Origin of the sequence: Bradyrhizobium genomosp. I (2014) (genome assembly GCF_000261685.1) — a bacterium.
Taxonomy (GTDB): Bacteria; Pseudomonadota; Alphaproteobacteria; order Rhizobiales; family Xanthobacteraceae; genus Bradyrhizobium.
Window position 1 is genome coordinate 52,220 of record NZ_AJQE01000126.1, and the last position, 25,871, is coordinate 78,090.

Here is a 25,871-nt window from a genome sequence, read left to right on the forward strand (position 1 = left end):
TGATGTGCCCCGGCGCACTTTCCGCCTGCGGCAAGCTTTGTTACAACCGCGCCGCCGTTCCCTTCAACTTATCCGGCCTTCAAGAACAACACTGGGAGAACCCTTGAGATGATCACTCGCCGTACCGCGCTGGGCCTGCTCGCCGCCAGTCCGCTTGCAGCAACCCCGCTGTCGAAGGCCCTTGCCGCCGACTATCCGGCTCGTCCGGTGAAGTGGGTGGTCGGCTATCCGCCGGGCGGGGCCACCGACATCCTGGCGCGGCTGATCGGCCAGCGACTTTCGGAAAAGCTCGGTCAGCAATTCGTGGTCGAGAACAAGCCGGGCGCCGGCAACAATATCGCCACCGAATCGGTCGTCAATGCCGAGCCCGACGGCTACACGGTGCAGCTGGTCAATCCGGCCAACTACATCAACGCCTCGCTCTACAAGAATCTCAAGTTCAACTTCGTGCGCGACATCGCGCCGGTCGCTTCGTTCCAGCGCGTGCCGAACGTGATGACCGTCAACAAGGACGTGCCGGCCAAGAACGTCGCCGAGTTCATCGAATATGTGAAGGCCAATCCCGGCAAGGTGAACATGGCCTCGTCCGGCAACGGCACCTCGGTGCATCTGTCCGGCGAGATGTTCATGGCCATGACCGGCTGCAAGATGCAGCACGTGCCCTATCGCGGCGCTGCGCCCGCGATCACCGACATGCTCGGCGGCCAGGTGCAGGTGATCTTCGACAACATGCCCTCGATCATCCAGCACATCCGTTCCGGCTCGCTGCGCGCGATCGGCGTCACCACGACGGAGCGATCGCCGCAGCTTCCCGACGTGCAGCCGATTGCCGACACGGTGAAGGGCTATGAGGCCAGCGCGCTGTTCGGCATGGGCGCGCCGAAGAACACTCCGAAGGAGATCATTGCCAAGCTCAACGCCGAGGTCAACGCGCTGATGAAGGAGCCCGACATGGCCAAGCGCCTGGTCGAGCTCGGCGGCGAGCCGCGGGGGCAGACGCCGGAGGCGTTCGGCGAGGAGATCAAGGCCGAGACCGAGAAGTGGAAGAAGGTCGTCGAGTTCGCCGGCCTGAAGGTCGAGTAGCGATCTTGTGATACCCGGGAATGGGGCCCTGCCGTTCGGCAGGGCCTTTTTCTTGCGTGCTCGATGCCAGTTGACCTGGAATAAAAGGCCGCGACGAAACCTGATGATATGTGGGGCCGTATCTCGCACCACGAAGAGGAGTTGGAATCATGCGCATGATGCAATTGGCGCTGCCGGCGCTGACCACCATGGTTCTCGTCGGTTTCGCCGCCAGCACCCCCGCCACGGCGCGCGATTATCCCTGGTGCGCGCAGGGCGGCGAGTTCGACTATCCCGGCGAATGCGCCTACAGCACCTATGAGCAATGCCAGGCCAGCGTGTCCGGGCGGCTGCTGTACTGCGACCGCAATCCCCGTTTCGCCTATGGCCAGCAACGAATCCCGCAACCGCGGCCGCACCGCCGCACGCGGCCTGTCGCGCCCTATTGATCGCAACCTGATCACGCAGTCGTGCGGACCTGCGCCCGCGCGTTCCTGCTTGACGCTTTTCCGCTCGCGTCTATACTAAACCACATGGTTAAGTATAGGGACGAGACGCTGGACCGGACCTTTGCGGCGCTATCCGACCCGACGCGGCGGGCCCTGCTGGCGCGCCTCGGCGAGCAGGACGGCCTGACGGTGAGCGAGCTGGCCGCACCGTTTCCGGTCTCGCTGCCGGCCATCATGAAGCATCTTGAGGTGCTCACGGATGCCGGCCTGATCATGCGCGAGAAGACCGGGCGCACGGTCGCCTGCCGGCTCACCGCGCAGCCGATGGAGCAGGCGATGAACTGGCTCAATCGCTATGCGCAGTTCTGGTCGCACAATTTCGATCGCCTCGCCGCCTTCGTGGAGGATGAGAAATGGCCAACGCCGCCGCCAATGCCGCCGTACGCCGCGCCGAACGTCCAAGCCTCACGCTCACGCGCCGGCTCCGCGCGCCGCCGGAAAGGGTCTACGCCGCCTGGACGCAAGCCGCGCAGCTAGCGCAATGGTTCGGGCCGCCGAACATGAAGCCGGCGACGCTTCAAGCCGAGCTCGACGTTCGCGTCGGCGGCCGCTATCGCCTCAGCTTCACCCGTGACGACGGTGAATATTTCGAGGCCGGCGGCCGCTATCGCGAGGTGGTGCCGAACGAGCTTCTCGTCTTCACCTGGGCCTGGCACTCGACGCCGGAACGTGAATCGCTGGTGACGATCTCGCTGAAGCCGGACGGTGCCGGCACCCTGATGGTCTTCCATCACGCCCAGTTCTTCGACGAAACCGCACGCGACAACCACCGGCGCGGCTGGAGCTCGTTCCTCGACAAGCTCGATGCCTTCGTCGCCTGAAGCTAGGGAGACCGTCATGCAGCACCATCAGATCGTCTCGCGCGAGCAATGGATCGTCGCGCGCAAGGCCCATCTGGCGCGCGAGAAGGAGCTCACGGCGGCCCGCGAGCGCCTCGCCGAGGAGCGTCGCGCCTTGCCCTGGGTCAAGGTCGACAAGGCTTACGAATTTGTCGGGCCAAACGGCAGAGTGTCGCTCGGCGATCTGTTCAAAGGCCGTCCGCAGCTCATCGTTCAGCATGTGATGTTCGCACCCGACTGGGACGCGGCCTGCAAGAGCTGCTCGTTCTGGGCCGACGGGTTCGAGCGCATGGTGCCGCACTTGGCCGCGCGCGACACCACCATGGTCGCGGTCTCGCTGGCACCAAGCGCAAAGCTCGAGGATTTCAAGAAGCGGATGGGCTGGACTTTTGACTGGGTCTCCTCAGGCAGCAACGACTTCAACCGCGATTACGGCGTGACGTTCTCGCAGGAGCAGATTGCGACCGGCGAGCCCAGGTACAATTTCGGCACGACTGCGATCTACGGTCCGGAGCTGCCCGGAATCAGCGTGTTCTACCGCGACGAGGCCGGCGAGATCTTCCACACCTATTCCTGCTTCGCCCGCGGCCTCGACATGATGAACGCAGCCTATCAATATCTCGACCTCACGCCGCTCGGTCGTCACGAGGAGGGGCTGCCCTATCCGATGGACTGGGTTCGCCTGCGCGACCAGTACGAGCCGCAGGCGGCGAAGGCGGCGTGCTGTCACGGGTGAGGGGGCCGGCACGAATCCCCATCACGGGTGTCATCGCCCGGCCTTGCCCGGGCTTTCCGGCACTCCGAGACGCTCGTGGTTGAATTGCGAAGCCGCGGCGTACTGGATTCTCCGTTTTCGCGGGGAATGACAGCGGTGATCGAGGCGCGGCTCACGCTACCGCTTCGCGTCCGCCTGCTCCGTCCCATTGCACGAGATCAGCATCGTATAGGGCCGGGCGTTGGCGGCGATGTCGGTGGTCTTGAGCTCGCCCTTTGGTTCGGCGGTCTGATAGGGCACCACGGAATTGTCGAGGAAGTCGCGCAGCACGCCGGTCTTGATGGCGAAGTTGATGTTCTCGGGAATGTTGCCGGTCGCCACGGCGATGCGGAGCGCATCGACCTTTCCGGTGACGACGCCCACGATCTGTCCGGTCGCATCGAACAGCGGGCCCCCGCTGTTGCCGGGCTGCACGGGCGCACTGATTTGCAGGAAGCGGGTGTCGTTGCGCATGCCGCTGAGCGAGCTCACGATGCCGGTCGTCACGGTGAAGTCCGAGGTCAGCATTCCATGGTAAGGAAAGCCGATCGCGATGACGGAATCGCCGGAGCGGATCGAGCGGTCGCGGATTCGGGCAAAGTCCTTGAATGTCGTCGTCGCCGGCGCCTGCAACAGGGCGAGATCGTTGTTCGCGTCACTCGACACGACACGCAACGTGATCGCGGCCTCGCCGGTGAGATTGCCCTTGATGTCGCCGACGCAACCGTTGATCACATGGTTGTTGGTGACGATGTGCCCGCTTGCGCTCACCACGAAGCCGGTGCCGCTTCTGGCTTTGGCGGGTTTGCTGCCGGCCGGCGGTGCCGCCTGCTTGTCCGGCGCGGTCTGCGGCTTGGCGGCGATCTTGGTGAAATCGCCGACCTTGTCCAGCCCGTCGGCCTTGACCCGGGTCACGCAATTGCTGACGGCGGCAATCAGAGGGGCAGTCGATGTCAGGCTGAACTGGAACGGTGTGCCTCTCGCCACCGCCACCATCAGGCTCGCCTTCTGGAACGCACGAGCGACGTTCGTAGGCAGAACTGCCGAGACCATGACCCCGGAAAAGGCGGTCGCAAAGAGCCTCACCTCGGCCTGACCGTCGAAGGTCACGTCGATCGTCAGGTTCTCGCCCTTCTTGAACCGAAACGCCGGGTTGGCAAAACCGAGCAGCCAAGCATTGTTTGAATCCTGACCTACGAGCAAAGTCATGCCATTGGCGTAGGGCGCGCTTGCAGCGCAGTGAGTGAATGCGCCCGTCGAGTCGTTGGTGAAGGCGCCGCCGTTCCAGTTGCCGATGTGGATGGTGCCGAAAGGCCCCGCCGCATGAACGAGCCCGGCCAGCATCCCCTGTAAAACAAACGCAACGACGAACGATTTCAGCCACATACCAGCCCCCGGGAACGCTTTTGGATCCATCTTATCCGTGAGCATAGGTGGCGCGCAACCGCCAGTTGTTCGTTCGGGTTCGGTCCGGCTTTCGCGACATTCGGGCTTGCCTTTACTTTGCTACGCCGTATACTTTGCAATACAAAGTAATGGGACCTGCAGTCCCGGAAGACTCGGGTGGAACGAGGATTTGGCGTTGCCGATGCACGATCTCGACAAGGCGCTGGCCGATATCGTGGCGATCCGCAGCCAGATCGCCGCGGGCACCGCCTTCCGCGGCTACGGGCCGGCGACGATGGCGGCGACCGGCGCCGTCGCGCTCATCACCGCGGTTCTGCAATTCTGGCTGCTGGACGATCCCACCGGCGAGCCGCTCGGATTCTTTTGCGGCTGGTTCGTCGCCGCCGCGCTCTCGGGGCTGATGATCGGCATCGAGATGCGCGCGCGCTCGCGCCGTCACCATTCGGGCCTGGCCGATGCCATGATCCATCAGGCGGTCGAGCAGTTCCTGCCGGCAGGCGTTGCTGGCGTGCTGCTCGCGGTGGTGATGTGGAAGTTCGCGAGCGAGACGCTGTGGCTGCTGCCGGGCCTGTGGCAGATCCTGGTGTCGCTCGGCATCTTTGCCTCGGTCCGCTCGCTGCCGCGCACCGTCGCGCTCGCCGGCGCCTGGTATTTCGTGTCCGGCTTCGCGGTGGTGGTGCTCGCAAGCCGAACCCACACGCTGTCGCCGTGGACCATGGGCCTGCCCTTCGTGATCGGGCAATCGGTGATGGCGGCCATTCTGCATGTCGCTTCCGGAGACAACGATGTCGAAGACTGACAGCGCGCCCTTCTCTTACGAAGGACTCGACCGCGTGATCCACGAGAAGGCGAGGCTCGGGCTTCTCACTTCGCTGATGGCGCATCCCAAGGGGCTGGCATTCGGCGACCTCAAGCAGCTCTGCGGCCTCACCGACGGCAATCTCAGCCGGCACCTTGCCGTGCTCCAGGAGGCCGGCCTCGTCGAGGTGACCAAAGGCTACGAGGGCAACCGCCCGCACACCACCTGTCGCCTGACCAGGGCCGGCCGCCGCCGTTTCCTCGACTACCTCGCTGTGCTCGAGCGGCTGGTGCGCGACGCGGCGAAAGCCGCCGGCCGTGGCGCGCCGCCGCTCGGCCGCCTCGGTATCGTCTCGACCTGATCCTCTCCTTTTTGACTGGAGACTTTGCAATGCAAAGTGACCTTACGTCCCGCAGCGAGAAGCTTCATGTCGGCATCATCATGGACGGCAATGGCAGATGGGCGACGCGGCGCGGCCTGTCGCGCGTGCGCGGCCACGAGGCCGGCGTCGAGACCATTCGCCGCATCGTCGAGGCCGCGCCCAAGCAGGGCATCGGCACGCTGACGCTTTACGCCTTCTCCGCCGACAATTGGCGGAGGCCGAAGACGGAGGTCGCCGCACTGATGACCTTGCTGCGCTTCTATCTCGCCCACGAGGTGCAGAGCCTGGTCAAGAACGGCGTGCGCCTGACCGTGATCGGCCGCCGCGATCGCCTGCCCGAAGGCATCGCCACCGCGATCGATCGCGCCGAAGAGGCCACCGCCGCTGGCGGCGCACTGCATTTGCGCATCGCCGTCGACTATTCCGCGCGCGACGCCATCCTCAACGCCGCGGCCAAAGCGGCCGCGCTGACCAGCCTCACCCGCGAGGCGTTCTCGCAGCTCGTCACCGGCGAGGCCGGTCTCCGCGACGTCGATCTCATCATCCGCACCTCCGGCGAGAAGCGGCTATCGGACTTCCTGCTCTGGGAGGGCGCCTATGCCGAGCTGCACTTCACCGAGCGGATGTGGCCCGAGTTCGACGCGGGCGATCTCACCGAGGCGCTCGCCGCGTTCCACGACCGCGAGCGCCGCTTCGGCGGCCTTCGGGCGATCGTGCCGGAGGAGGTGCCTTCGCTCTCCCGGGTGTGACGCGCGGCGCGATGCGCGGCCTGGCGAAGAGAGGGGGCTTTCGGGATACCGGCCTTGGAGATCGGCCGTCGGTCCACCTCGCGAGGTGCTTGTCGCGCTCGTCATACGCTCGTTGAATTGCCGCATGGCACGGATCGTGCTCTAGTCTCCGTCGATGGGTCCCCAGCGACAGGAGCTCTCTGCGATGCGCGCGGTCCTGGATTATTGCACCGGCGGAACGGAGCGGCAGATCGCCGCCGGCACGCTCATTGTCAACGAGGGTGGCACCAGCGGCCATCTCTACGTGCTGATGCAAGGCAAGCTCGAAGTGCTCAAGGGCGAGATGGTGGTCGCCACCGTCACCGAGCCCGGCGCAGTGCTCGGCGAGATGTCCGTGCTGCTGGGCCAGCCGCACACCGCAACCGTGCGGGCCTGCTCCGACGCGGTCGTCTATGAGTTCGAGAACGCAGCCTCGTTCCTCGAGAAGGAGCCGGGCGTGGCCCTGCTGATCGCGAAAATGCTGGCGCAGCGGCTCAATGTCGCCAACACCTATCTCGCCGATCTCAAGCGGCAATATGCCGGCCATGGCACGCATCTGGCCATGGTCGGCGAGGTGCTCCAGAGCATGATCAACCTGCCGCCGCTTGAGGTCTCGCCAGGCTCGGATCGGAAATCCGATCCAAGAATGTGAGCCAGTCGGGCGGCGCTTCGATCGGGGCGGCGGGGCGCTTCAGCGGCGCATTGAGGTCGATCCACTGGGCTTCGCCGGCTGCAAGCCAGAACGCCTTGTCCGCGTCGAGGTCCAGCACGATACAGGTCGGCGGCCGGCCCGGTTGCAGGCCGGTGTTGAAGACCCAGGTCCGGCCTAGCCGGTCGAACCACGAGCCGCCGGTGATGAACGGCGACTGATGCACATGGCCCGAGATCACCATCGACGGCTGGTATTGCACGATCCATTGCACCAGCTCGACGTCGCCGAAGAAGCGCTTGCCGCCCCAGCTAGTCGGTGAATCCGCCGGCGGCGCGTGGTGTGCCCAGATCCATCGTCGCGGCCGGCTGGCCGCGGCATCGTGCAACTGGTCGACGATGCGCTGCTTTACCAGCGGCCCATCCCACCACGGGCATACCGTGAACATCGTGTCGCCGATGCCGAGGCTGTCGCCGTCGCAGGCGATGCCCAGCTCGCGCACCTCCGAAATCCAGCGCGCGATCTTCTCACCTTCGGCGTCGCGCTCGTCGAGGTCGTGATTGCCGGAGCAGAGGATCACGCGGGTCTGCGCGGCAAGCAGCGCGAGGTATTTCTTCACCACAACGATCTGGGCGCGGAAGTCAACGACCGAGCCGATGTCGAGCGCATCGCCGGCGAAGATCACGAGGTCGAACTGCGGCGCCGCGCTGACCAGCCAGTCGAGCTGGGGCAGCGAATAGTGCAGGTCGGCCACGACCAGGCAGCGCATCGAAAATCCGTCGGCGAGAGCTTGAAAATGTCTGGGAATTCCAGGCCTCATGAAGCAAGAAGCGGACCAGCATGGCCGCTCCTGCGCGTCAGCGTCGCGGGGCTGGACCGGTTCATTGAATTCTGATGTCGTGGGCATCCTCAATGCGGATGCCCGTATGACCCCCTTCAAGACCATTCGCGCCCGCGCCGAGAAACGCAAGGGCGGGCCCAAGGCGCTGGAGAAACTGATGCCGGCAAAGCCGGACCTCAAGCGGCTGGCCAGGCTCGGCGACGACCGCATCCTCGCCGAGATGACCAGGCGGGTGTTCTGCGCCGGCTTCGCCTGGAGCGTGATCGATTCGAAATGGGACGGTTTCGAGCACGCCTTCCTGCATTTCCAGCCCGCCAAGCTCATGTTCCAGCCAGAAGACTATTGGGAGGGCCTGCTGCGCGACGCGCGCATCGTGCGCAATGGCGCCAAGATCATGTCGGTGCGCGACAACGCCGCCTTCGTGCAGGAGATCGCGAAGGAGCACGGCAGCTTCGGCAAGTTTCTGGCGAAGTGGCCCTCGTCCGAAGAGATCGGCCTGCTCGATCTCCTCAACAAGCGCGGCAGCCGGTTGGGAGGCAACACCGGCCAGATGCTGCTGCGCTTCGTCGGCTGGGACGGTTTCGTGACGTCCAGGGACGTGGTCGCTTGCCTGCGCGATGCAGGTCTCGACGTTGCCGAGGAGGTCAAATCGAAGGGCGATCTCGCCAAGGTGCAGGCGCAGTTCAACGCCTGGGCCGAGGAGACCGGTCTGCCCTACACCTGTCTGTCGCGCATCTGCGCGCTGTCTGTCGGCGAGAACCGCAGCGAGTAGCACTCACAACAACCTGGAGAAGAGCAATGGCGAAAGCCTATTGGGTTGCGACCTATCGTGCGATCAAGAACCCCGATGCGATGACCGCCTATGCCAACGTATCGCGCCAGGCGATCGAAGCGGCGGGTGGCCGCGTGATCGCGCGCGGGTTGCCCGCGGCCGTCTTCGAACTCGGCCAGATGGAGCGCGTCGTCCTCATCGAGTTTGACAGCGTCGCGAGCGCCAAGGCGGCGTATGAGAGTCCAGCCTACAAGGTCGCGCACGACCTGCTTGGTGATGGCGCGGATCGCGATATCCGGATCGTCGAGGCTGTCGAGTAGCGCGCGGAACAGCGAGATCGTGTGCATCGTGTGGCGATCTCGTGCCGCGAGCGCGGCAGGTGCCGTGCGCGATCACGAATTGCATTTTGCAGGAACATTTGTCCGCAGTGCCTGTTCGGGACCTTGAGCCAGGCCGACAAGGGCGCGAGGAACGCATGCTTCCGCCTGGGTCAATGAAACCGGAGCCAGAAACGGAGCAGCTCATGAAGCTCACATCCGAACAGGTGAAGCAGACCGTCAACCAACTCGGCGCTCAGGTGCTGCCCGACGAACATCCCGCCATGCCGCAGCTCAACAGCATGTTCGGCGAGCATACCTTCTTCGTCGACGAGATGGGTCTCAAGGTCCTCGAGCCCACGGGATCGCCTGGCGCCGAGCGCCAGAGCGGCGAGGTCGTCAGCCTCGCCGATTGGGGCGATTCCGACCTGACGCGCCTGATGGCGCATGAGCCCGAACCGACCGGGGTGATCGTGGTGTTCGAGCTTATGAAGCATTGAGCGCCCCCCGAGCGGATCGATTTTCATCGGTGGCGGGTCTGAAAATCCGTCACCGTCAGGCACGCCCGGCGAGCGTCCTGTTCTCGGCCTCCGAGGCGGCTCCAACATGGCCGCCGGGATCAGGCCTGGAGCGGGATCTCGATGGCGATCCGAGTCCCCGGACCCGTCGTGCTCTCGAGCCGCAGCCGCCCGTTCAGAGATGAGGCCACCAGGTTAAAGGCGATGTGCAGCCCCAGGCCGGCATTGCCGCTCTTCCGACTCGTCGTGACGAACGGATCGAAGACATGCGCCTGCAATTCGTCGGGGATCCCGACGCCTTCATCAGCACAGACGAGGCGGACTGATGCCGGATCCGGTTGGCTGACCGTGATGACAAACCGGCCGCCTCGTTTGTCGGGGTAAGCGTGCCCCGCCGTATTGAGAGCGAGATTGCTGATCACCTGAGCAAGCGCTCCGGGGTAGCTGTCGAGCTTGATTCCCGCCGGGCATCGGACCTCGACCGTCAGGCCATGATGCGACAGCAATGGCCCGAGCTTGGACATCAACTCCGACAGCCAATCCTCGAGCTCGAAGGTCCGCCGGTCCTCGTCGGCTTGATGGACGGCGACCTGCCTGAAGCTGTGCACCATCTCGGATGCGCGGTGCAGATTGTCGAAGGTCAGATTGAGCCCCTGCTTGAGCCTGTCGATGCCCTTGGTCAGATCGGAGCGCCGGACCGAGGCTCCGCCCAATGCATCAGCCATTGTCTGCAGATCGGTCTGCATGGCGGTCGAGGTCGTCAAGGCGATGCCGAGCGGGGTGCTGACCTCGTGCGCGACACCAGCCACCAATTGGCCGAGCGAGGCGAGCTTTTCCGCCTGCACGAGTTGCTCCTGGGTCGCGCGCAGATCGCGCAGCGATTTCTCCGAGCGTTCCTTTTCCCGTTGCAGCGCCTCCGACGTCCGGAATTGCTTTCGCGCCCGATATTCGCGCGCGGCCACGGCGTAAAGCGACAAGGCGTAGGCGTTGCCGACGAGAGAATGGTTGATGAATCTGAGGCCCGTCGGCAGCGCCGGCGCGAACGTCTCGGCGACGATCAGCGCCACCCACGACAGCAGGCAGAAAATCGCCAGCGAACCGATCCGCAACGGCAGCATGGTCGAGACGAACAGGATGATCATCATCATGCCTGGCGCGGCAAAGGTGAAGCCGGATGGCAGGACGAGATAGATGCTGGGCAGGATACAACCGGGAATGACGCAATAGGCGAGGAAAATCGTCTCTGCCCATGGCTTCATCCAGCGCCGTGACAGCAGCGCGGTCAGCGGGAGCAGGATAAAGACGGCCGTGCCACCACGGATTGCGAGCGTGGTCGGCACGACTTCAGGGTAGAGCACCCAATCCCACAGCGTGTAGCCGGCATAGGTGGCGGCGCCGAGCAGCATCGCGATCTGCGTCCATCCGAGACTGCCCCGGACATATTGGTCGACGAATCGCCGCTCCTCGATGCGGTCTTCGAAGCGCAGTCCGAGGCGTATCAATAAGGCAAGCATTCCAATTCAATCGCGAAAAAGGCGTGTTTTGACGTCTCTACGACAGGTTTGGAGCCGCGTCGCGGACAAAGATGTCGCGTTCGCCCGGCGGTCCCGATCAAATACCCAGCGTCAGCTGCGGCTCCGCATCGTCCCCGACCTGCAGCGAAGACAGCGAGACGCCCAGCAGCCTGACCCGCTTGGGCAGCGGCATCTCGGCTTCAAGCAGGCCGCAGGCCAGCCGCTCCAGATCGTCCCGGCCCGCAACTGCTGCTGCGGCGGACTTGCTGCGCGTGATGATCTCGAAATCGGCGAACTTGATCTTCAGGGTCACGGTGCGGCCCCGGTTGCCGGTCGCCTCGCAATGGCGCCAAACCTTGTCGACGAGGGGCCTGAGTTCGGCGGCCAGCACGTCGAATGCGTCGAGGTCGATCGAGAATGTGTTCTCCGCGCCGATCGACTTGCGGATCCGGTTGGCCCGCACCGGCCGCTCGTCGACGCCACGTGAGATCCAGTAGTAATAGGCGCCGGACCTGCCGAAATTCGCATTCAGGAACTCCAGCGTCTGGTTGCGGATGTCGCGGCCGGTGAACAGGCCGAGCGCGTTCATCTTCGCAGCTGTTGCCGGGCCTACCCCGTGGAACTTGCCGACCGGCAGCGCCTCGACGAAAGCCGGCCCCATCTCCGGCGAGATCACGAATTGACCATTGGGCTTGCGATGATCGGAAGCGAGCTTGGCCAGAAACTTGTTGTACGAGATCCCCGCCGAAGCGTTGAGGCCGGTCTCGGCCTTGATCTTCTCGCGGATCCGCAGCGCGATGTCCCGCGCCAGCGGGATGCCCTGCAGGTTTTCCGTCACATCGAGATAGGCCTCGTCGAGCGACAATGGCTCGATGATGGGCGTGTGCTCGGCAAAGATGTCGCGGATCTGCCTGGAGATCGCCTTGTAGACCTCGAAGCGCGGCTTGATGAAGACGAGATCGGGACATTGCCGCTTCGCTGTCACCGACGGCATGGCCGAGCGGACGCCGAACTTGCGCGCCTCGTAGCTCGCGGCTGCGACGACGCCGCGTTCCGCGGAGCCTCCGACGGCAACCGGCTTGCCGCGCAGCTCCGGATTGTCGCGCTGTTCCACCGACGCATAGAAGGCATCCATGTCGATATGGATGATCTTGCGCACCGGCGAGGCGTCGCCGGTCATCGTGTCGGGTTCGCTCATGGAAAGAATGATACAATCGGGCAAGAAGAAGCGCGAGGTGATGGATGCTTCAGTTGTTGGTCTTCGTGGTCGCCGTGGTCGGCATCGGCTGGCTGATCGGCGCGACCAATCTGCCCGGAGAGTGGTATGCGCGCCTGGCCAAGCCGGATTTCGTGCCGCCGAACTGGGCGTTTCCGGTGGCCTGGACCATCCTTTACATCATGATCGCCGTGGCGGGTTGGCGGACCTATCGTCGTGCCCCGTGGGGAAAAGCGATGCTGGTCTGGGCCGCGCAACTCGCCCTTAATTTCGTGTGGTCTCCGGTCATGTTCACGATGCACCAGATCGGAGCCGCGCTCGTCATCCTCGTCTGCCTGTTCGTCGCGATAGTGACTTACATCAGCCTCGAGATATCACGAGACAGGTTGGCGGCCGCCTTGTTCGTGCCCTACGCGGCCTGGGTCGCATTTGCCGGCGTGCTCAATGCGGCGATCTGGCGTCTGAATTGAGACGATCATTCTCAATCAATCTCGAACAGCAATCCCAGGCTTGTGAGTGGCAAGCATGAGCACGCGATCTAATATCAGTCCGCGGAGGACAGCCCATGCAATACAGCTCCGATCTCATTCAGACGATGCGTCAGGCCCTGGAAACCGTGATGGCGAGCGTGCCGGCCCAGCAATCGGTCTTCGGTCTGAAAGCGGCCGTGGCCGAATGCATCCTCAACGCCGCCGCACACGGCCAGACGTCGTATGACGGACTGGTGACGGCCGCCTCTGATCAGATTCAGGCGATTATTTCGATGCTGACATAGGCCCCGGCGTGGGAGAGGCTCAAAAGCTGGCGCACCCGACACGATTCGAACGTGTGACCTTTGCCTTCGGAGGGCAACGCTCTATCCAGCTGAGCTACGGGTGCAGTCGGGTCCATTTAGCCGATTGGCGAGGGGCGGGCAACCGGTTCTCGCCGCATGGCGCTCGAGCCGCTTCGCGCCGGAAACAGGCCGGAACCGCCGCGGCTTCCCGGCCGAGGGCGGCGAAATCGGCAAGCCCCCGTTCGGCGCAGACGACGCGGTTGCGGCCGAGCCGTCTGGCCAAATGGAGCGCCGCGTCGACGGCGCGAGCAGCCGGGCCGCCATCGGCACCGCTGGGAATGCGGCCGGCGCAGGCGGCGCTCGCTTGCAGGCCCTGCTCCGGATCACGACACGGCGCTTTCGGGTCGATCACGAAGGGTCGGCACCACCGGATGCTGAAGCAGCCCGCCGCATAGGAGTCCGCGACGTCGACGGCTTTGGCCGGAGCTGCCTGGCTTCGCCGTCAGGCCACCGCCGCCACGGGCGCCGCATCGCCGGAACCGAATAGCTTTCGCACCTCGCTGGCTGGCTTCGGCGCGCTGAACAGATAGCCCTGCATCTGCGTGCAGCCGAGCGCGCGCAGCATGTCGCGCTGCGCCTCGGTCTCGACGCCCTCGGCGACCGTCGTCATGCTGCTGGCGGCCGCAATGTTAACCACCGCCTGCACGATCACGGGCGAGCCGCTCGCTTCCGCGATGTCGGCGACGAAGCAGCGGTCGATCTTGATCTTGTCGAACGGGAAGCGCTTCAGATAGCTCAGCGAGGAGTAGCCGGTGCCGAAATCGTCGAGCGCGATGCGCACGCCGATCGAGCGGAGCTGATGCAGGATCGAGAGCGCCGCCTCGTCGTCACGGATCAGCACGGCTTCGGTGATCTCGAGCTCGAGCCGGCGCGGATCCAGTCCGGAAGCGGCGAGCGCGCCTGCGATCCGCAGCGCCAGCGTATCGCATTTGAGCTGCACCGGCGACACGTTGACCGCGACGCGGATATGCGTCGGCCAGGTTGCGGCCTCGTTGCAGGCCATGCGCAGCACCCAGTCGCCGAGCTCGGTAATCAGGCCGGTGTCCTCGGCGACCGGAATGAACTCCGCCGGCGACACCATGCCGCGTTCGGGATGGCGCCAGCGCAGCAGCGCTTCGCAGCCCGAGACTTCGCCTGAGCGCAGGTCGACCAGCGGTTGATAGTGAATTTCGAAGCCGCCGTCCACCAGGGCCTGCCGCAAATCCTGCTCCATGCTCAGGCGTGCCTTGGCGCTCGCATCCATTTCCGGCTCGAAGAAGCGATGTGTGCGACGTCCCTCGGCCTTGGCGCCGTACATCGCGAGGTCGGCGTTCTTGACGAGCTGGTCGAGATCGCTGCCGTCCTGCGGCGCAAGCGCGATGCCGATGCTCGCGTCGGTGGAGAGCTGATGGCCGAGACAATGATAGGGCTGCCGGATCACGCCATAGATCCGCTTCACGAACGACACCACCTCGTCCGAGGACTGGATCCCGGTCTGGATGACCGCGAACTCGTCGCCGCCGAGCCGCGCGATCAGGTCGCCCTGCTTGAGGCAGCCCCGGATACGGCCCGCGATCGACTTCAACAGCTCGTCGCCGACGTGGTGGCCGAGCGAATCGTTGATGCCCTTGAATTCGTCGATGTCGATGTAGAGCAGCGCGAACTGATCGCCGCCCGCGATCTTCGCCAGCTCGCGTTCGATCTGCTCGCGGAGCAGGGTCCGGTTCGGCAGGTCGGTCAGCGCATCGTAATGCGCCATATGCGCGATCTTCTCGTCGGCGTAGCGCCGCTCGGTGACGTCCTCGACGACACTGATGAGGTAGCGCGGCTCGCCGGACCTGTCCCGAATGCCGATCCGGGTCGAGGTGATATAGCGCAGTCCCTTGGTCTGGCTTTGCCAGGGATGTTCGTCCTTGAACAGTCCGTCGGCGGCCTGTAGCGCTCTGCTGTCGTCCTCGGTGACGAGCCTGGCGGCTTCGTCCGGGTAAAGATCGAAGGACGTCTTGCCGACGATGACTTCGCGCGATTGGCCGAATTGCTGCTCGGCGGTCCGGTTGATCAGCAGATATTGCCGCGTTCGGGCGTCCTTCACCGTGATCTGCGAGGGGATGTGATCGATGATCTCGCGCAGGAATGTGTGGTTGCGGTCGCGCTCCTGCTCCAGATTGCGCCGCTCGGTGATCTCTTCGATCGTTGCGACCCATCCGCCCCGGGCGAGCGGTGTATTGATGACCTGGAAGGCGCGGCCGTTGGGCAACTGATGAATTCTCGTGGAGACCGTACCCTCGGCGACGATCCTCAGGACGTCAGCGCAAAATGCCTCGACATCGCCACTGAACGCGCCACGCTCCTTGCGATGATACATCGCCTCGCGGATGTGGCAGCCGGGCTTGATGACGTCGTGGGAGAGACCGAACATGTCGGCGTAGCGACGGTTGCAGGTGACGATGTATCCGGCGGCGTCGTACAGGATCAGCCCTTGCGACATGTTGTTGAGGGCGGTGTCGAGCCGCAGCCGCTCCGCTTCAAGCCGTTCCTGGGCGTCGCGGTTCTGCCGTTTGATCTGGCGGATGATCAGATACAGGATCAGCGCAATGACGGCGGCTGAAAGCGCGGCGGTCGTAACCATGAAGCCGGTCTGCTGCCGCCAGTCCGCAAGGGCTGCGGCTGTCGTGTTGGTAGCGAGGATGACCAGCGGGAAGTGCGTCAGCGATGCCGCCGAGCCGAGCCGCGCCTCGCCATCGACGGGGCTCTTGCCGCGGAGCGTCTGCTGGCCGCCTTGGGCCAGCACTTTCTGCATCAGCGGCGCGTCCTTGAAGTTCCGTCCGATCAGCTCCTCGCGATGCGGATAGCGCGCCAGCAACTTGCCTTCGCGATCGAACAGCGAGATGGCCGTGCCCTCGGCGAGCGCGACAGACGCGAAATACTGCCGGTAGCTGTCCGGATCGATCCGGCGGACCATCGCGCCGAGGAAGGTGCCGTCGGCGCCGGTCAAGCGGCGTGCGACGATCGTGGTCCATTTGTTGAGGATGAAGCTGCGGACGGATTCCAGCAGCACCGATTCGGACCGCGGATTGGTCTTGAATGTCTGGAAGTAGGCCCGCGACGAAACGTTGATCTTGGGCAACGGCTGGGCCCGCGACCAGTTGATCAGCTCGCCGTCGGCGTCGTAGATCGCGATATCGCCGAGATAGGACACGGGGCTGATCTTGCTGCGCAGCATCTGGTTCGCCGCAGGTCCGGACATGCGTTCGCGGAACGTCGCCGGCGAGGTGATCTCCACCAGGTTCATCTGCCCGATCAGATCGGCGGCGACGACGTCGGAATCCTCGAACTGCTGATCGAAGTGCCGTGCGATCAGCTGCACCGTGTTTTCAAGCTCGCGTTCGCGGTTGGCGAGGGTCCGTTCGCGAAACTCGCCGACGGCCATGGCGGTCACGGCGAAGATGCCGGCGACCAGCAACACGCCGCACAGGGTCAACCACAGGACGGGACCACGCCGCACCAAGGCCTCCCAGCCGCTCCTTGCGGCTAGAGACATTCCGGCTGCCACCGTGGAAAAGACTGGGCGCATTCCCCCCTCCCTGGAGGAACACGAATACACCGCACAAATGGCGCAAACCTTATGAAAATCAGTTACCTAAGCATTAATCCGGTTGCGCGATCGCGTCAGCATGCAGCGAAGCGGGAATCCCGCCGCAGTTGTGCGGCGCGCCCGGCGATCGCCGCGCCGCGTCGTTAACCGCGGCTTAATGCGCGCCGGCGCTCTTGTCGCCGCCGACCTTGCGCAGCCGTCCGACCACGCCGGTCGGGAAGAAGTAGACGCTGGCGATGAACAGCAGCCCGAGCCACAGCAGCCAGCGGTCGGGATGCAACAGCCCCGGCAGCAGGGGCAGGCCGGCTTCGCCCGCCGCCCTGGAGGCGACGCCCATCAGCGACTGCAGATAGTTCTGGGCGAGGATGAAGATGGTGGCGCCGATGATCGCGCCGTAGATCGTGCCCATGCCGCCGATGACGACCATCAGCAGGATGTCCAGCATGATCGAGAAGCTGAGCGAGGTATCGGGACCGGCATAGCGCAGCCACAGCGCGTTCAGAATTCCGGCGCTGGCGGCGACGAGCGCGGCGAGGCAGTTGGCGTAGGTCAAATGGAAGACGGTGCGGAAGCCGAGCGCCTCGGCGCGAAAGCGGTTCTCGCGGATCGCCTGGAGCACGCGCCCGAACGGCGAGTTCACGACGCGGAGCAGAGCGAGGATCATCATGGCCGAGACCGCGAACACCAGATAGTAGGTCAGGATGCGGCCGTTGATCTCGAAGCCGAACAGGTTCCTGGAGACCAGCACGGTGCCGGGGCGCAGCAACTCCGGCAGCTGAAAACTGCGTCCGTCCTCGCCGCCGGTCAGCCAGGACAGCTGCGAGGCCAGCACCTGGAAGGCGGAGGCGACCGCGAGCGTGATCATGGCGAAGAAGATCGCCGCAACGCGCAGCGAAAAGAGGCCGATCGCGAGCGCGAGCAGGGCTGCGAGCGGCAGGCCGACAACGATTCCGGTTGCGACCGCGGCCCAGTTCGGACCCAGCCCGTACAGAGCGATCGCGATGGCGTAGCTGCCGATGCCGTAGAACATGGTGTGGGCGAACGACACCGAGCCGGTATAGCCGAGCAGGAGGTCGTAGGAGGCGACCAGCGCGGCGAAGACGCAGATCTTGGCCGCGACGTTCAGCGCCTTGGCACCCGGAAACAGGAACGGCGTCGCCGCCAGCGCCAGGATGATGACGACGAGAACGAGCGTGAGGACGCGGCTGCGCGGTGGATCGCCTGACAGGATCATCATCGGCTGGTCACCACATAGAGGCCGCGCGGCCGCCACATCAGAATGGCGACCATCAGCAGGATGTTGGAAACGAGGGCGAGCTTCGGCACCAGGAAGCCGCCGTAATTGGCGACCATGGCCACCAGGATGGCGCCGATGAAGCAGCCACCGATCGAGCCCAGGCCGCCGATGATGACGACGATGAAGATGAGCACGGTGAGGTCGTCGCTCATGGAGGCGTGAACTTGCTCGCGATAGAGCGCCCACATCACGCCGCCGAGGCCGGCCAGCGCCGATCCGGTCATGAACACGCCGAGGAACAGGCGGCGGATGCGGTAGCCGAGCGCCTCCACCATCTCGCGATTCTCGACGCCGGCGCGGATCAGGAGGCCAACCTTGGTGCGGTTGAGCACGAGCTGGATCGCGATGAACACGGCAAGGCCGATCAGCATCGCCAGCACGCGGTATCTGGCGATCGCGACGTCGCCGAGGATGAACGAGCCGCGCAGCGAGGTGGGCAGCGGCATCGGGATGATCTGCGGCCCCCACAGCGCATAGAGCGTCTGCTCGGCGACGATCAGGCCGCCGGTCGTCATCAGGATCTGCTTGAGATGCTGGCCATAGACCGGCAGGATCAGCACGCGTTCGACCACCAGGCCGAGGGCGCCGGAGACCGCCATCGAGAGCAGAGCGGCCGGCGCCAGCACCGCCAGGTTCATCCACAGCGAATCCGCCTGGATGGACGCCGCAAACGGCGCCAGCACCAGGGTCGCGACATAGGCGCCGACGGCGATGAAGGCGCCATGGCCGAAATTGAGCACGTCCATCAGTCCGAACACCAGCGTCAGGCCCGAAGCCATGATGAAGATCATCATGCCCATGGCGAGGCTCGCGACCGTCAGCGTCAGCCAGGAGCTGGTCGAGCCGATCAGAGGAATCGTGAGCAGCGCGAGCGCGAGCGGGAGCAGGATCGGCGCGATGTCGCGCTTCGGCTTCGGCAGCGGATCGGTTGCGGCAAGGTCAGTCACTGATGTGCCTCCAGACTCAGGCCGAGCAGCCGCTCCTGCAGCGGCACGTCGGCGGCGAGCGCCGCCATCTCGCCGCGATGGACGATGGTGCCGTTGTCCATCACCAGCACGTTGTCGCCGAGCTCGCGGGCGGCAAAGAAATTCTGCTCGACCAGGAGGATCGTCGCGCCCTTGCGCTTGACTTCCTTCAGGCATTCGATCAGCGCCATCACGATCGCCGGCGCCAGCCCCTTGGTCGGCTCGTCGATCAGCAGCAGCTTGCGCCGTTCGATGATCGCGCGCGCGATCGACAACATCTGCTTCTGCCCGCCCGAGAGGCTTCCCGCGCGCGACAGCCAGAACCGGCGCAGCGCCGGAAAGAAGCCGAAGATCCAGTCGAGCTGGGTGTCGTCGAGCGGCCCGTCGCGGGCCGCGAGCACGAGGTTCTCCTTCACCGTGAGGTCGGAGAACACCGCCATGCTCTCCGGCACGTAGCCGACGCCGAGCCGGGCGATGTCGGGCGTCGCAAGACTCTCGATGCGCATCCCGGCGAGGGTGATCTCGCCCTTCGAGGCCTGCCACAGGCCCATGATGGTGCGCAGCGTCGTGGTCTTGCCGGCGCCGTTGCGGCCGAGCAGCATCGTGACCTGCCCTTGCGGGACGGCGAGGTCGATGCCCTGGAGGATATGGTAGCGGCCGATATGGGTGTGCACGCCGGAGAGCTTCAGGAGATCGGTCATGCTGCACTCTCTGCAGCGTTCTTGGGCGCGACGCCGAGATAGGCCTCCTGCACGATCGGCGAGGCGATCACTTCCGCGGGCGGGCCGTCGGCGACGAGCTGGCCGTTATGCAGCACGATGATGCGGTCGGCGAGCGAGCGCACCACGTCCATCTTGTGCTCGACGAGCAGGATGATCTTGCTCCTGTCCTGCTTAAGCTGTGCGATGAGGTTGAGGACGACGGGCACCTCGTCGATGCTCATGCCGGCGGTCGGCTCGTCGAACATGAACACTTTCGGCTCCAGCGCGATCATCAGCGCCACTTCGAGCTTGCGCTGGTCGCCATGGGACAGCGCGGTCGCGGCGACGCCGCGGCGGCTGCCGAGCGCGACCTGGTCGAGGATGGCGTCGGCACGGGCGATCAGGTCGCGGCGGACCATCCAGGGCCGCAGCATGTCGTAATGGGTGCCGCTGGCCGCCTGCACCGCGAGACGAACGTTCTCTTCCACCGACAGGTTCGGGAACAGATTGGTGAGCTGAAAGGCGCGGCCGAGGCCCGCGCGGGTGCGCATCGGCGCCGAGCGCTGGGTGATGTCGGAGCCGTCGAACAGGATGCTGCCGTGTGAAGCGCGCAGCTGGCCCGAGATCAGATTGAAATAGGTGGTCTTGCCGGCGCCGTTCGGCCCGACGATGGCGGTGAGCTCGCCCGGGCGGAACGTGCAGGAGACGTTATTGACCGCGACATGGCCGCCGAAGCGAATGGTGAGGTCGCGGGTTTCGAGGGTGAGAGACATTGGAGTCCGGCGAATGATGGAACGGCGATATATCCGCGACCGCGCTACGCCCCCTCCCCCGCTTGCGGGGAGGGCTGGGGAGAGGGTGTCTCCGCGGGCGAGAACCCCCAAGAGGTGAGAGCCCTCTCCCGGCCTCTCCCGCAAGCGGGAGAGGTGAAGCAAGAAAACCTCAGCGCTTGTTGCGGATCGGAACGTTCATGTCCTCGATCTTCAGCTCGCGCACCGGCTCGAGCACGGCCCAGGCGACGTTCGGGTCGACCTTGACCTTGAAGTGATACATGCTCTGCAGCGCCTGATGGTCTTCCTTGCGGAACACCATCTTGCCCTTCGGCGTGTCGAACTCCAGGCCTTCCATCGCCGTGATCAGCTTCTCGGTGTCGGTCGACTTCGCCTTGGTGACGGCGGCGACGACGGACATCGCGGCGGCGAAGCCGCCCGCGGTGAAGAAGTCCGGCGGCGCGTTGAAGCGCTTCTGGTGCTCGGCGACCAGCCAGTCGTTCACCGGGTTCTTCGGGATCTCATAGAAGTAGTAGGTCGCGCCTTCCATGCCGGGCAGACCCTTATAGGCGGCGAGCGCCGGCAGGATGTTGCCGCCGGTGGAGAGCTCGATGCCATAGCGCTTCGGGTCCATGTCCTGGAGCTTGGCCAGCGGATTGCCGGCGCCGGCCCAGATCACCCAGATCACCTTGCGGCCCGGCTTGTCCTTCAGCGCGTCGAACAGGCGCTGGCCGACCGCGGTGAAGTCCGTGGTGTTGGTCGGGGCATATTCTTCGGCGGCCAGCGTCGCGCCGGTCTTGGCGAGCGCCTCCTTGAAGGCGGCGACGCCGTCACGGCCGAACGCATAATCCTGCGCCAGCGTCGCGACGGTGACGCCCTGCTTGCCGATCGCGACCGCGTTGGAGATGGCGTCCTGCGAGGAGTTGCGCGCCGTGCGGAAGATGTAGCGATTCCACTTCTCGCCGGTAATCTGGTCCGCGACCGCGGGCTCGACGATCAGGATCTTCTTGTTCTCTTCGGCAACCGGCAGAATCGCGAGCGCCGCAGCCGACGAGGTCGTGCCGATCGCGATGTCGGCCTTGTCGTCCTGATAGGCCTCGGCGAGCGCCGCCTTGGCCAGATCCGGCTTGCCCTGGTCATCCTTGGTGATGACGACGATCTTGCGGCCGTCGAGCGTCATGGTGCCCTTGGTGGCGTATTCAAGACCCAGCTTCAGGCCGGTCTCGGTCTGCTTGGCGTAGGCCTCGAGCGGACCGGTCTTGCCGTAGATCAGCGCGATCTTGAGATCGTCGGCTTGCGCGGAGGTGCCCGCGCCGAGCGCGAGAATGGTTGTTGTTATGATGAGTGATCGACGCACGATGGTCCCTCCTGATTTGAAGTTTCTCGGCAACAGCGATTTGCACAAGCTTGCGAACATTGCAATTGAACCTTCCGGTGGCGCGGTCTGGCCTTTGCGGGCATGCATCATTTTTGGGCCTGCCTCGCTGCGCCGGCCTCGACCTGGCGCCAGTCCGACTGCGCTTCCTCCGCGCTCTCGAAGATGTGCGGCGCCACGCCGCGTTTCTCCAGGGCTTCGCCTAGCTTGATACGCAGGAAGCCCGACGTGGTGTAGCGCGATACGCCGGAATAGAAGCGGTCGACGAGGCTGCGGACCATGGCGGAATAATCGTCCATCAGCTCCGGCAGGATGGAAAAATTGTCATAATTGACGATGGCGTAGACCCGGCGTCCGAGCGGCGCCAGGCGAGCCTCGACGATGGATGCGATGGTGTCGATCTCGGCCTTGCTGCGCAGCGGATAGCGTTCCAGATTGACGAAGAACAGGTTCTGCCGCTCGTCCAGCGTGAAGCGCTGGTCGAGCGGGATGGTGAGCAGGCGCTCGCGCAGATCCATGAGGCCGTCGCGGAAGATGCGCTGGTCCATGGTTGCGGGATCGCGCGGGATCAGCGGCTTGAAATCCATCAGGCGGAGGATGTCGCGCTCGATGTCGATGCCGGGCGCGACTTCGGTGAGTTCGAGCCCGTCCGGCCTGAGCTCGAACACGCAGCGTTCGGTGACATAGAGCGTGCGTTGCTTGCGCGCGGCGGCAAACGGGCCGCTGAAGGTGACGTGCTCGACATGGTCGACGAATTTACGTGATGTCGCCTCGTCGAGAATGACGAGCCTGCCGTCGGTCACCGCGATGCGCTGCCTGCCTGCGCCGAAGGTGCCGACGAAGACGACTTCCTTGGCATTCTGGCTGATGTTGATGAAGCCGCCGGCACCGGCAAGCTTCGGCCCGAACTTGCTGACATTGAGGTTGCCGACGCGGTCGACCTGGGCAAGCCCGAGGAAGGCGGCATCGAGACCGCCGCCGTCGTAGAAGTCGAACTGGTACGGCTGGTCGATCACCGCCTGCGTGTTGATCGCCGCGCCGAAATCGATGCCGCTCGCCGGGATGCCGCCGATCACGCCCGGCTCCGCGGTCATCGTGATGAGATCGATGATCCGCTCCTCGTTGGCGACCGAGGCGATCCCCTCCGGCATGCCGATGCCGAGATTGACGACGCTGTTGGCCTTCAGTTCCAGGGCGGCGCGCCGGGCGATGATCTTGCGCTCGCTGATCGGCATCACCGGCAGCGAGGCGGCGCGGACGCGGATCTCGCTGCTGAAGGCCGGATTGTATACGGTGCCGAACGTCTGCCAGTGGTTCTCCGGCCTTGCCACGACGACGCAGTCGACGAGGATGCCGGGAATCTTGACCTGGCGCGGATTGAGGCTGCCGGCCTCGGCCACGCGTTCGACCTGGGCGATGACGATGCCGCCGGAATTGTGCGCCGCCATGGCGATGGCGAGCGCCTCCAGCGTCAGCGCCTCCTTCTCCATGGTGAGATTGCCGTCGGGATCGCCCGTGGTGGCGCGGATGATGCCGACGTGAATCGGAAACGTCTTGTAGAGCAGGCACTCTTCGCCGCGCAGCGTGATCAGCTCCACCATGTCTTCGGTGGTGCGTGCGTTGAGCTTGCCGCCGCCGTGCCGCGGGTCGACGAAGGTGCCCATGCCGACGCGAGTGATGTGGCCGGGCCGGTGCGCGGCGATGTCGCGGAACAGATGCGTGATCACGCCCTGTGGGAGGTTATAAGCCTCGATCTGGTTTGCGATCGCGAGCTGCTGCAGTTTCGGCGCAAGGCCCCAATGCCCGCCGATCACGCGCCGCACCAGGCCTTCATGCCCGAAATGATTGAGGCCGCGCTGCTTGCCGTCGCCCTGCCCGGCCGCATAGACCAGCGTTAGGTTGCGCGGCTTCCCTTGTGTATAGGGCGCGTCCCCCTCGTGGGACAGATAGAGCTCCTCCAGTGCGATGGCGATCTCCTCGGCAAAGCCGATGCCGACGAAGCCGCCGGTCGCCACCGTGTCGCCGTCGCGGATCAGCATGACGGCCTCAGTCGCCGAAACGACCTTGCCCTTCTCGGAATTGCGCAAATACGGCAGAGCTGGGTGCTGGCTCACGGCGTTCCTCCCGATCCCTTCGACCGTATGCCGTTGTTGTTTTGCGTTGATCTTATCGCGGGGAGCAGTCCTGGAACAGCTTGCTCCCCACGAGGGAAGGCAGCAAAGAGCAAGGTCCGCGCCAGATGCCGTCGTTTCGCGGAAAGCGGCCTAAGCTACGGCAATTTCCGCATGTCCGATGCCAAAGAGTAACCAGGCACCGTGTCCGGAATCCGAGATTCCGGACACGGGGAGTCTCGAAACTCAGACGGCAGCCGGTCCCGTGGCGAGGCCGAACTTGGCGAGCTTCTTGTAGAAGGTCGCGCGCGAGATCCGCAGCATCCTGGCGGCTTCGGTGATCTGGCCGTTGCTGGCGGCGAGCGCCTGCTCGAGCGTGTGCTTCTCGAACACGGCCTCGGCTTCGGCATAAGGCACCACCGCTCCGGCCGGGCGCGCGGGCGGTGCGAGCCTGACCTCGGTGCCGACGGGGAGGATGCGCGCGACATCCTCGCCGGTCAGCCGCCCGGAATCGCTGAGGATCAGCGCGCGCTCGAGGATGTTGCGGAGCTCGCGGACATTGCCCGGCCAGTCGTAGCGGCCGAGCGCGGCGAGCGCGCTCGGCGTGATCTTCGCCTTGACGTAGTCGCCCGACGCGCTGATGTCGCCGAGCAGCCGGGCGCAGATGTCAGGGAGATCGTCGAGGCAGTGGCGCAGCGGCGGCAGGTCGACCGAGAGCACGTTGAGACGGTAGTAGAGATCGGCGCGAAATGCGCCGTCGCTGACGCGTTTGCGCAGATCGACATTGGTCGCGGCGATGACGCGGACGTCGACCGTGGTGATCTTGTCCGAGCCGAGCGGCTCGATCTCGCGCTCCTGGAGCACGCGCAGCAGCTTGGCCTGCAATTGCAGCGGCATCTCGCCGATCTCGTCGAGGAACAGCGTGCCGCCATCGGCAATGCGGAATTTGCCCTCGCGCCCCCTGCGGTCGGCGCCGGTATAGGCGCCCGGCGCCGTGCCGAAGAATTCCGATTCGATCAGCGTGTCCGGGATCGCGGCCACGTTGACGCTGACGAACGGCCTCTCCGCACGCGAGGAGGCGTTGTGAATCGCCTGCGCCAGCATCTCCTTTCCCGTTCCGGTCTCGCCGGTGAGCAGCACCGTGACGCTCTGCCGCGCGGCACGGCTTGCGAGCTCCTTGGCCCGAGCGATTCCCGGCGTCGTGCCGACGAAATCGGCGAAGGTGAAACGCGCCGCGCGGGCGTTGGACAATTGCCGCCGCGCCAGCCGCAGGTCGCTCTCGAGCTGGGCGACGCGGGCGAGCAGAGGCTTCAGGCTTTCGAGATGATCATAGAGCACGAATCCGATCGCGCCGATCACCGTCCCGTTCTCGTCCTCGATCGGCATGCGGGTGACGACGAGCTGCTCGCCGCCGAGCTCCATAATGTCGAGCAGGATCGGCTCGCCGGTCTCCGCCACCTTCCGCATCAGGCTGTTCGGGATGACCTCCTCGATCGACCGGCCGATCGCCTCGGTGGTACGCTTGAGACCGAGTGCGGCGAGATATTTCTCGTTGACGTAGACGACGCGTCCGCTGCGATCGATCGCAATTGCACCTTCGCAGAGATTTTCCAGCCGCTCGAACAGCGTCTCCATCGCGCGTGCACGGAGATAGGCGGGATCGCTGATCGAGGAGGCGGGCATGACGTACCTCGCGGGAAGTCTGGCTGCTTATTAGCAAAAGACCAGTAATTTCAAAGGGGGAATTGACCATTTAGAGGGCGGCCATTCTCGGTCGTCGTCCCGGACAAGCGCAGCTCTTGGCAACGCGAAGCGTTGTCCAGGGCGGAGCGCCGATCCGGGAGCCATACCCACAGGGAGCAATTTGGCGAAGACTCGGAGTGGGAGCGTCGCGCTG

At 64.9% G+C, this 25,871-nt stretch carries 25 protein-coding genes, 1 tRNA gene and 1 pseudogene; 14 read left to right on the forward strand and 13 right to left on the reverse strand.

What is annotated here, in order from left to right:
- Nucleotides 1–108: 108 nt before the first annotated feature.
- The 5 genes and pseudogenes from IC50_RS12020 (at nucleotide 109) to IC50_RS12040 (ending at nucleotide 3,146) form a co-directional block, all read left to right on the forward strand.
- Nucleotides 109–1,083: a Bug family tripartite tricarboxylate transporter substrate binding protein gene (locus IC50_RS12020; RefSeq protein WP_035704427.1), complete on the forward strand. Its 975-nt coding sequence runs from the start codon at nucleotides 109–111 to the stop codon at nucleotides 1,081–1,083.
- 149 nt (nucleotides 1,084–1,232) lie between these two features.
- The gene (locus IC50_RS12025; RefSeq protein ID WP_035704430.1) at nucleotides 1,233–1,511 is read left to right on the forward strand and encodes a DUF3551 domain-containing protein; all 279 of its coding nucleotides are present in this window, start codon (nucleotides 1,233–1,235) and stop codon (nucleotides 1,509–1,511) included.
- A gap of 84 nt (nucleotides 1,512–1,595) precedes the next feature.
- Nucleotides 1,596–2,048, forward strand: a complete 453-nt coding sequence (locus tag IC50_RS12030; protein WP_035704433.1) for an ArsR/SmtB family transcription factor — start codon at nucleotides 1,596–1,598, stop codon at nucleotides 2,046–2,048.
- Nucleotides 2,049–2,056: 8 nt separating this feature from the next.
- A pseudogene (locus tag IC50_RS12035) lies at nucleotides 2,057–2,392 on the forward strand (SRPBCC family protein); the annotation flags it as partial.
- Between the two features lie 16 nt (nucleotides 2,393–2,408).
- A complete protein-coding gene (locus tag IC50_RS12040) occupies nucleotides 2,409–3,146 on the forward strand; it encodes a DUF899 domain-containing protein (protein ID WP_035704437.1) in 738 nt (245 codons plus the stop codon).
- A 156-nt stretch (nucleotides 3,147–3,302) separates the two neighbouring features.
- On the opposite strand, the gene IC50_RS12045 is transcribed toward IC50_RS12040, so the two are convergent.
- A complete protein-coding gene (locus tag IC50_RS12045; protein ID WP_035704440.1) occupies nucleotides 3,303–4,550 on the reverse strand; it encodes a S1C family serine protease in 1,248 nt (415 codons plus the stop codon).
- Nucleotides 4,551–4,752: 202 nt separating this feature from the next.
- On the opposite strand from IC50_RS12045, the gene IC50_RS12050 reads away from it, so the two are divergent.
- The 4 genes from IC50_RS12050 to IC50_RS12065 all read left to right on the forward strand — a co-directional run bounded on the left by IC50_RS12050 (nucleotide 4,753) and on the right by IC50_RS12065 (nucleotide 7,171).
- The gene (locus IC50_RS12050; protein ID WP_035704443.1) at nucleotides 4,753–5,370 is read left to right on the forward strand and encodes a hypothetical protein; all 618 of its coding nucleotides are present in this window, start codon (nucleotides 4,753–4,755) and stop codon (nucleotides 5,368–5,370) included.
- A complete protein-coding gene (locus tag IC50_RS12055; RefSeq protein WP_035704446.1) occupies nucleotides 5,357–5,731 on the forward strand; it encodes a transcriptional regulator in 375 nt (124 codons plus the stop codon). The genes IC50_RS12050 and IC50_RS12055 overlap by 14 nt, the downstream gene beginning before the upstream one ends.
- 29 nt (nucleotides 5,732–5,760) lie before the next feature.
- Complete coding sequence (locus IC50_RS12060) at nucleotides 5,761–6,501, forward strand: di-trans,poly-cis-decaprenylcistransferase (protein ID WP_035704448.1); 741 nt, start codon at nucleotides 5,761–5,763, stop codon at nucleotides 6,499–6,501.
- Nucleotides 6,502–6,685: 184 nt separating this feature from the next.
- On the forward strand, nucleotides 6,686–7,171 hold the full coding sequence (locus IC50_RS12065) for a Crp/Fnr family transcriptional regulator (protein ID WP_035704450.1): 486 nt from the start codon (nucleotides 6,686–6,688) through the stop codon (nucleotides 7,169–7,171).
- On the opposite strand, the gene IC50_RS12070 is transcribed toward IC50_RS12065, so the two are convergent.
- Nucleotides 7,110–7,937, reverse strand: a complete 828-nt coding sequence (locus tag IC50_RS12070) for a metallophosphoesterase family protein (RefSeq protein ID WP_035704453.1) — start codon at nucleotides 7,935–7,937, stop codon at nucleotides 7,110–7,112. The genes IC50_RS12065 and IC50_RS12070 overlap by 62 nt on opposite strands.
- 157 nt (nucleotides 7,938–8,094) lie before the next feature.
- On the opposite strand from IC50_RS12070, the gene IC50_RS12075 reads away from it, so the two are divergent.
- From IC50_RS12075 to IC50_RS12085, 3 genes are all read left to right on the forward strand, one after another.
- Entirely contained in the window at nucleotides 8,095–8,781 is a 687-nt protein-coding gene (locus IC50_RS12075) for a DNA-3-methyladenine glycosylase I (protein ID WP_035704527.1), read from the forward strand.
- A gap of 26 nt (nucleotides 8,782–8,807) precedes the next feature.
- Nucleotides 8,808–9,101 (forward strand): DUF1330 domain-containing protein, encoded by a 294-nt coding sequence (locus IC50_RS12080; RefSeq protein WP_035704455.1) that lies wholly within the window; start codon nucleotides 8,808–8,810, stop codon nucleotides 9,099–9,101.
- Between the two features lie 203 nt (nucleotides 9,102–9,304).
- Nucleotides 9,305–9,598, forward strand: coding sequence for a hypothetical protein (locus tag IC50_RS12085; RefSeq protein WP_035704459.1), 294 nt, complete (start codon nucleotides 9,305–9,307; stop codon nucleotides 9,596–9,598).
- Nucleotides 9,599–9,717: 119 nt separating this feature from the next.
- On the opposite strand, the gene IC50_RS12090 is transcribed toward IC50_RS12085, so the two are convergent.
- Together IC50_RS12090 and dinB are read right to left on the reverse strand one after the other, a co-directional pair.
- Nucleotides 9,718–11,130, reverse strand: coding sequence for a sensor histidine kinase (locus tag IC50_RS12090; protein WP_035704461.1), 1,413 nt, complete (start codon nucleotides 11,128–11,130; stop codon nucleotides 9,718–9,720).
- A gap of 97 nt (nucleotides 11,131–11,227) precedes the next feature.
- Nucleotides 11,228–12,328 carry a DNA polymerase IV gene (gene dinB / locus IC50_RS12095; RefSeq protein WP_035704464.1) on the reverse strand — a complete coding sequence of 367 codons (1,101 nt, stop codon included), beginning with the start codon at nucleotides 12,326–12,328 and terminating at the stop codon, nucleotides 11,228–11,230.
- Between the two features lie 44 nt (nucleotides 12,329–12,372).
- Between dinB and IC50_RS12100 the strand changes: the two genes are divergently transcribed.
- Nucleotides 12,373–12,816, forward strand: coding sequence for a TspO/MBR family protein (locus IC50_RS12100; RefSeq protein WP_081492423.1), 444 nt, complete (start codon nucleotides 12,373–12,375; stop codon nucleotides 12,814–12,816).
- Nucleotides 12,817–12,911: 95 nt separating this feature from the next.
- Nucleotides 12,912–13,121: a hypothetical protein gene (locus tag IC50_RS12105; RefSeq protein WP_035704467.1), complete on the forward strand. Its 210-nt coding sequence runs from the start codon at nucleotides 12,912–12,914 to the stop codon at nucleotides 13,119–13,121.
- A 27-nt stretch (nucleotides 13,122–13,148) separates the two neighbouring features.
- Here IC50_RS12105 and IC50_RS12110 read toward each other — a convergent pair.
- The 9 genes from IC50_RS12110 to IC50_RS12155 all read right to left on the reverse strand — a co-directional run bounded on the left by IC50_RS12110 (nucleotide 13,149) and on the right by IC50_RS12155 (nucleotide 25,657).
- A tRNA-Arg gene (locus IC50_RS12110) sits at nucleotides 13,149–13,225 on the reverse strand.
- A gap of 398 nt (nucleotides 13,226–13,623) precedes the next feature.
- A complete protein-coding gene (locus IC50_RS12120) occupies nucleotides 13,624–16,734 on the reverse strand; it encodes a bifunctional diguanylate cyclase/phosphodiesterase (RefSeq protein ID WP_035704472.1) in 3,111 nt (1,036 codons plus the stop codon).
- A 175-nt stretch (nucleotides 16,735–16,909) separates the two neighbouring features.
- On the reverse strand, nucleotides 16,910–17,992 hold the full coding sequence (locus IC50_RS12125) for a branched-chain amino acid ABC transporter permease (protein WP_193374111.1): 1,083 nt from the start codon (nucleotides 17,990–17,992) through the stop codon (nucleotides 16,910–16,912).
- A complete protein-coding gene (locus IC50_RS12130) occupies nucleotides 17,989–18,999 on the reverse strand; it encodes a branched-chain amino acid ABC transporter permease (protein WP_035704478.1) in 1,011 nt (336 codons plus the stop codon). Before IC50_RS12130 ends, IC50_RS12125 begins: the two co-directional genes overlap by 4 nt.
- Nucleotides 18,996–19,718, reverse strand: coding sequence for an ABC transporter ATP-binding protein (locus IC50_RS12135; protein WP_035704480.1), 723 nt, complete (start codon nucleotides 19,716–19,718; stop codon nucleotides 18,996–18,998). The genes IC50_RS12130 and IC50_RS12135 overlap by 4 nt, the downstream gene beginning before the upstream one ends.
- Nucleotides 19,715–20,491, reverse strand: a complete 777-nt coding sequence (locus IC50_RS12140) for an ABC transporter ATP-binding protein (protein ID WP_035704481.1) — start codon at nucleotides 20,489–20,491, stop codon at nucleotides 19,715–19,717. Before IC50_RS12140 ends, IC50_RS12135 begins: the two co-directional genes overlap by 4 nt.
- Nucleotides 20,492–20,660: 169 nt before the next feature.
- Entirely contained in the window at nucleotides 20,661–21,845 is a 1,185-nt protein-coding gene (locus IC50_RS12145; RefSeq protein ID WP_035704530.1) for a substrate-binding domain-containing protein, read from the reverse strand.
- 107 nt (nucleotides 21,846–21,952) lie between these two features.
- Entirely contained in the window at nucleotides 21,953–23,977 is a 2,025-nt protein-coding gene (locus IC50_RS12150; protein ID WP_035704483.1) for an acyl CoA:acetate/3-ketoacid CoA transferase, read from the reverse strand.
- Nucleotides 23,978–24,220: 243 nt separating this feature from the next.
- Nucleotides 24,221–25,657, reverse strand: a complete 1,437-nt coding sequence (locus tag IC50_RS12155) for a sigma-54 interaction domain-containing protein (RefSeq protein WP_035704484.1) — start codon at nucleotides 25,655–25,657, stop codon at nucleotides 24,221–24,223.
- Nucleotides 25,658–25,871: the final 214 nt, after the last annotated feature.

Excerpts from the sequence above, each read along its gene's own strand:
- IC50_RS12020 (WP_035704427.1), top strand. The coding sequence starts at position 109 with ATGATCACTCGCCGTACCGCGCTGGGCCTGCTCGCCGCCAGTCCGCTT.
- IC50_RS12025 (WP_035704430.1), top strand. The coding sequence starts at position 1,233 with ATGCGCATGATGCAATTGGCGCTGCCGGCGCTGACCACCATGGTTCTC.
- IC50_RS12030 (WP_035704433.1), top strand. The coding sequence starts at position 1,596 with ATGGTTAAGTATAGGGACGAGACGCTGGACCGGACCTTTGCGGCGCTA.
- IC50_RS12040 (WP_035704437.1), top strand. The coding sequence starts at position 2,409 with ATGCAGCACCATCAGATCGTCTCGCGCGAGCAATGGATCGTCGCGCGC.
- IC50_RS12045 (WP_035704440.1), bottom strand. The coding sequence starts at position 4,550 with ATGTGGCTGAAATCGTTCGTCGTTGCGTTTGTTTTACAGGGGATGCTG.
- IC50_RS12050 (WP_035704443.1), top strand. The coding sequence starts at position 4,753 with ATGCACGATCTCGACAAGGCGCTGGCCGATATCGTGGCGATCCGCAGC.
- IC50_RS12055 (WP_035704446.1), top strand. The coding sequence starts at position 5,357 with ATGTCGAAGACTGACAGCGCGCCCTTCTCTTACGAAGGACTCGACCGC.
- IC50_RS12060 (WP_035704448.1), top strand. The coding sequence starts at position 5,761 with ATGCAAAGTGACCTTACGTCCCGCAGCGAGAAGCTTCATGTCGGCATC.
- IC50_RS12065 (WP_035704450.1), top strand. The coding sequence starts at position 6,686 with ATGCGCGCGGTCCTGGATTATTGCACCGGCGGAACGGAGCGGCAGATC.
- IC50_RS12070 (WP_035704453.1), bottom strand. The coding sequence starts at position 7,937 with ATGCGCTGCCTGGTCGTGGCCGACCTGCACTATTCGCTGCCCCAGCTC.
- IC50_RS12075 (WP_035704527.1), top strand. The coding sequence starts at position 8,095 with ATGACCCCCTTCAAGACCATTCGCGCCCGCGCCGAGAAACGCAAGGGC.
- IC50_RS12080 (WP_035704455.1), top strand. The coding sequence starts at position 8,808 with ATGGCGAAAGCCTATTGGGTTGCGACCTATCGTGCGATCAAGAACCCC.
- IC50_RS12085 (WP_035704459.1), top strand. The coding sequence starts at position 9,305 with ATGAAGCTCACATCCGAACAGGTGAAGCAGACCGTCAACCAACTCGGC.
- IC50_RS12090 (WP_035704461.1), bottom strand. The coding sequence starts at position 11,130 with ATGCTTGCCTTATTGATACGCCTCGGACTGCGCTTCGAAGACCGCATC.
- dinB (WP_035704464.1), bottom strand. The coding sequence starts at position 12,328 with ATGAGCGAACCCGACACGATGACCGGCGACGCCTCGCCGGTGCGCAAG.
- IC50_RS12100 (WP_081492423.1), top strand. The coding sequence starts at position 12,373 with ATGCTTCAGTTGTTGGTCTTCGTGGTCGCCGTGGTCGGCATCGGCTGG.
- IC50_RS12105 (WP_035704467.1), top strand. The coding sequence starts at position 12,912 with ATGCAATACAGCTCCGATCTCATTCAGACGATGCGTCAGGCCCTGGAA.
- IC50_RS12120 (WP_035704472.1), bottom strand. The coding sequence starts at position 16,734 with ATGCGCCCAGTCTTTTCCACGGTGGCAGCCGGAATGTCTCTAGCCGCA.
- IC50_RS12125 (WP_193374111.1), bottom strand. The coding sequence starts at position 17,992 with ATGATGATCCTGTCAGGCGATCCACCGCGCAGCCGCGTCCTCACGCTC.
- IC50_RS12135 (WP_035704480.1), bottom strand. The coding sequence starts at position 19,718 with ATGACCGATCTCCTGAAGCTCTCCGGCGTGCACACCCATATCGGCCGC.
- IC50_RS12140 (WP_035704481.1), bottom strand. The coding sequence starts at position 20,491 with ATGTCTCTCACCCTCGAAACCCGCGACCTCACCATTCGCTTCGGCGGC.
- IC50_RS12155 (WP_035704484.1), bottom strand. The coding sequence starts at position 25,657 with ATGCCCGCCTCCTCGATCAGCGATCCCGCCTATCTCCGTGCACGCGCG.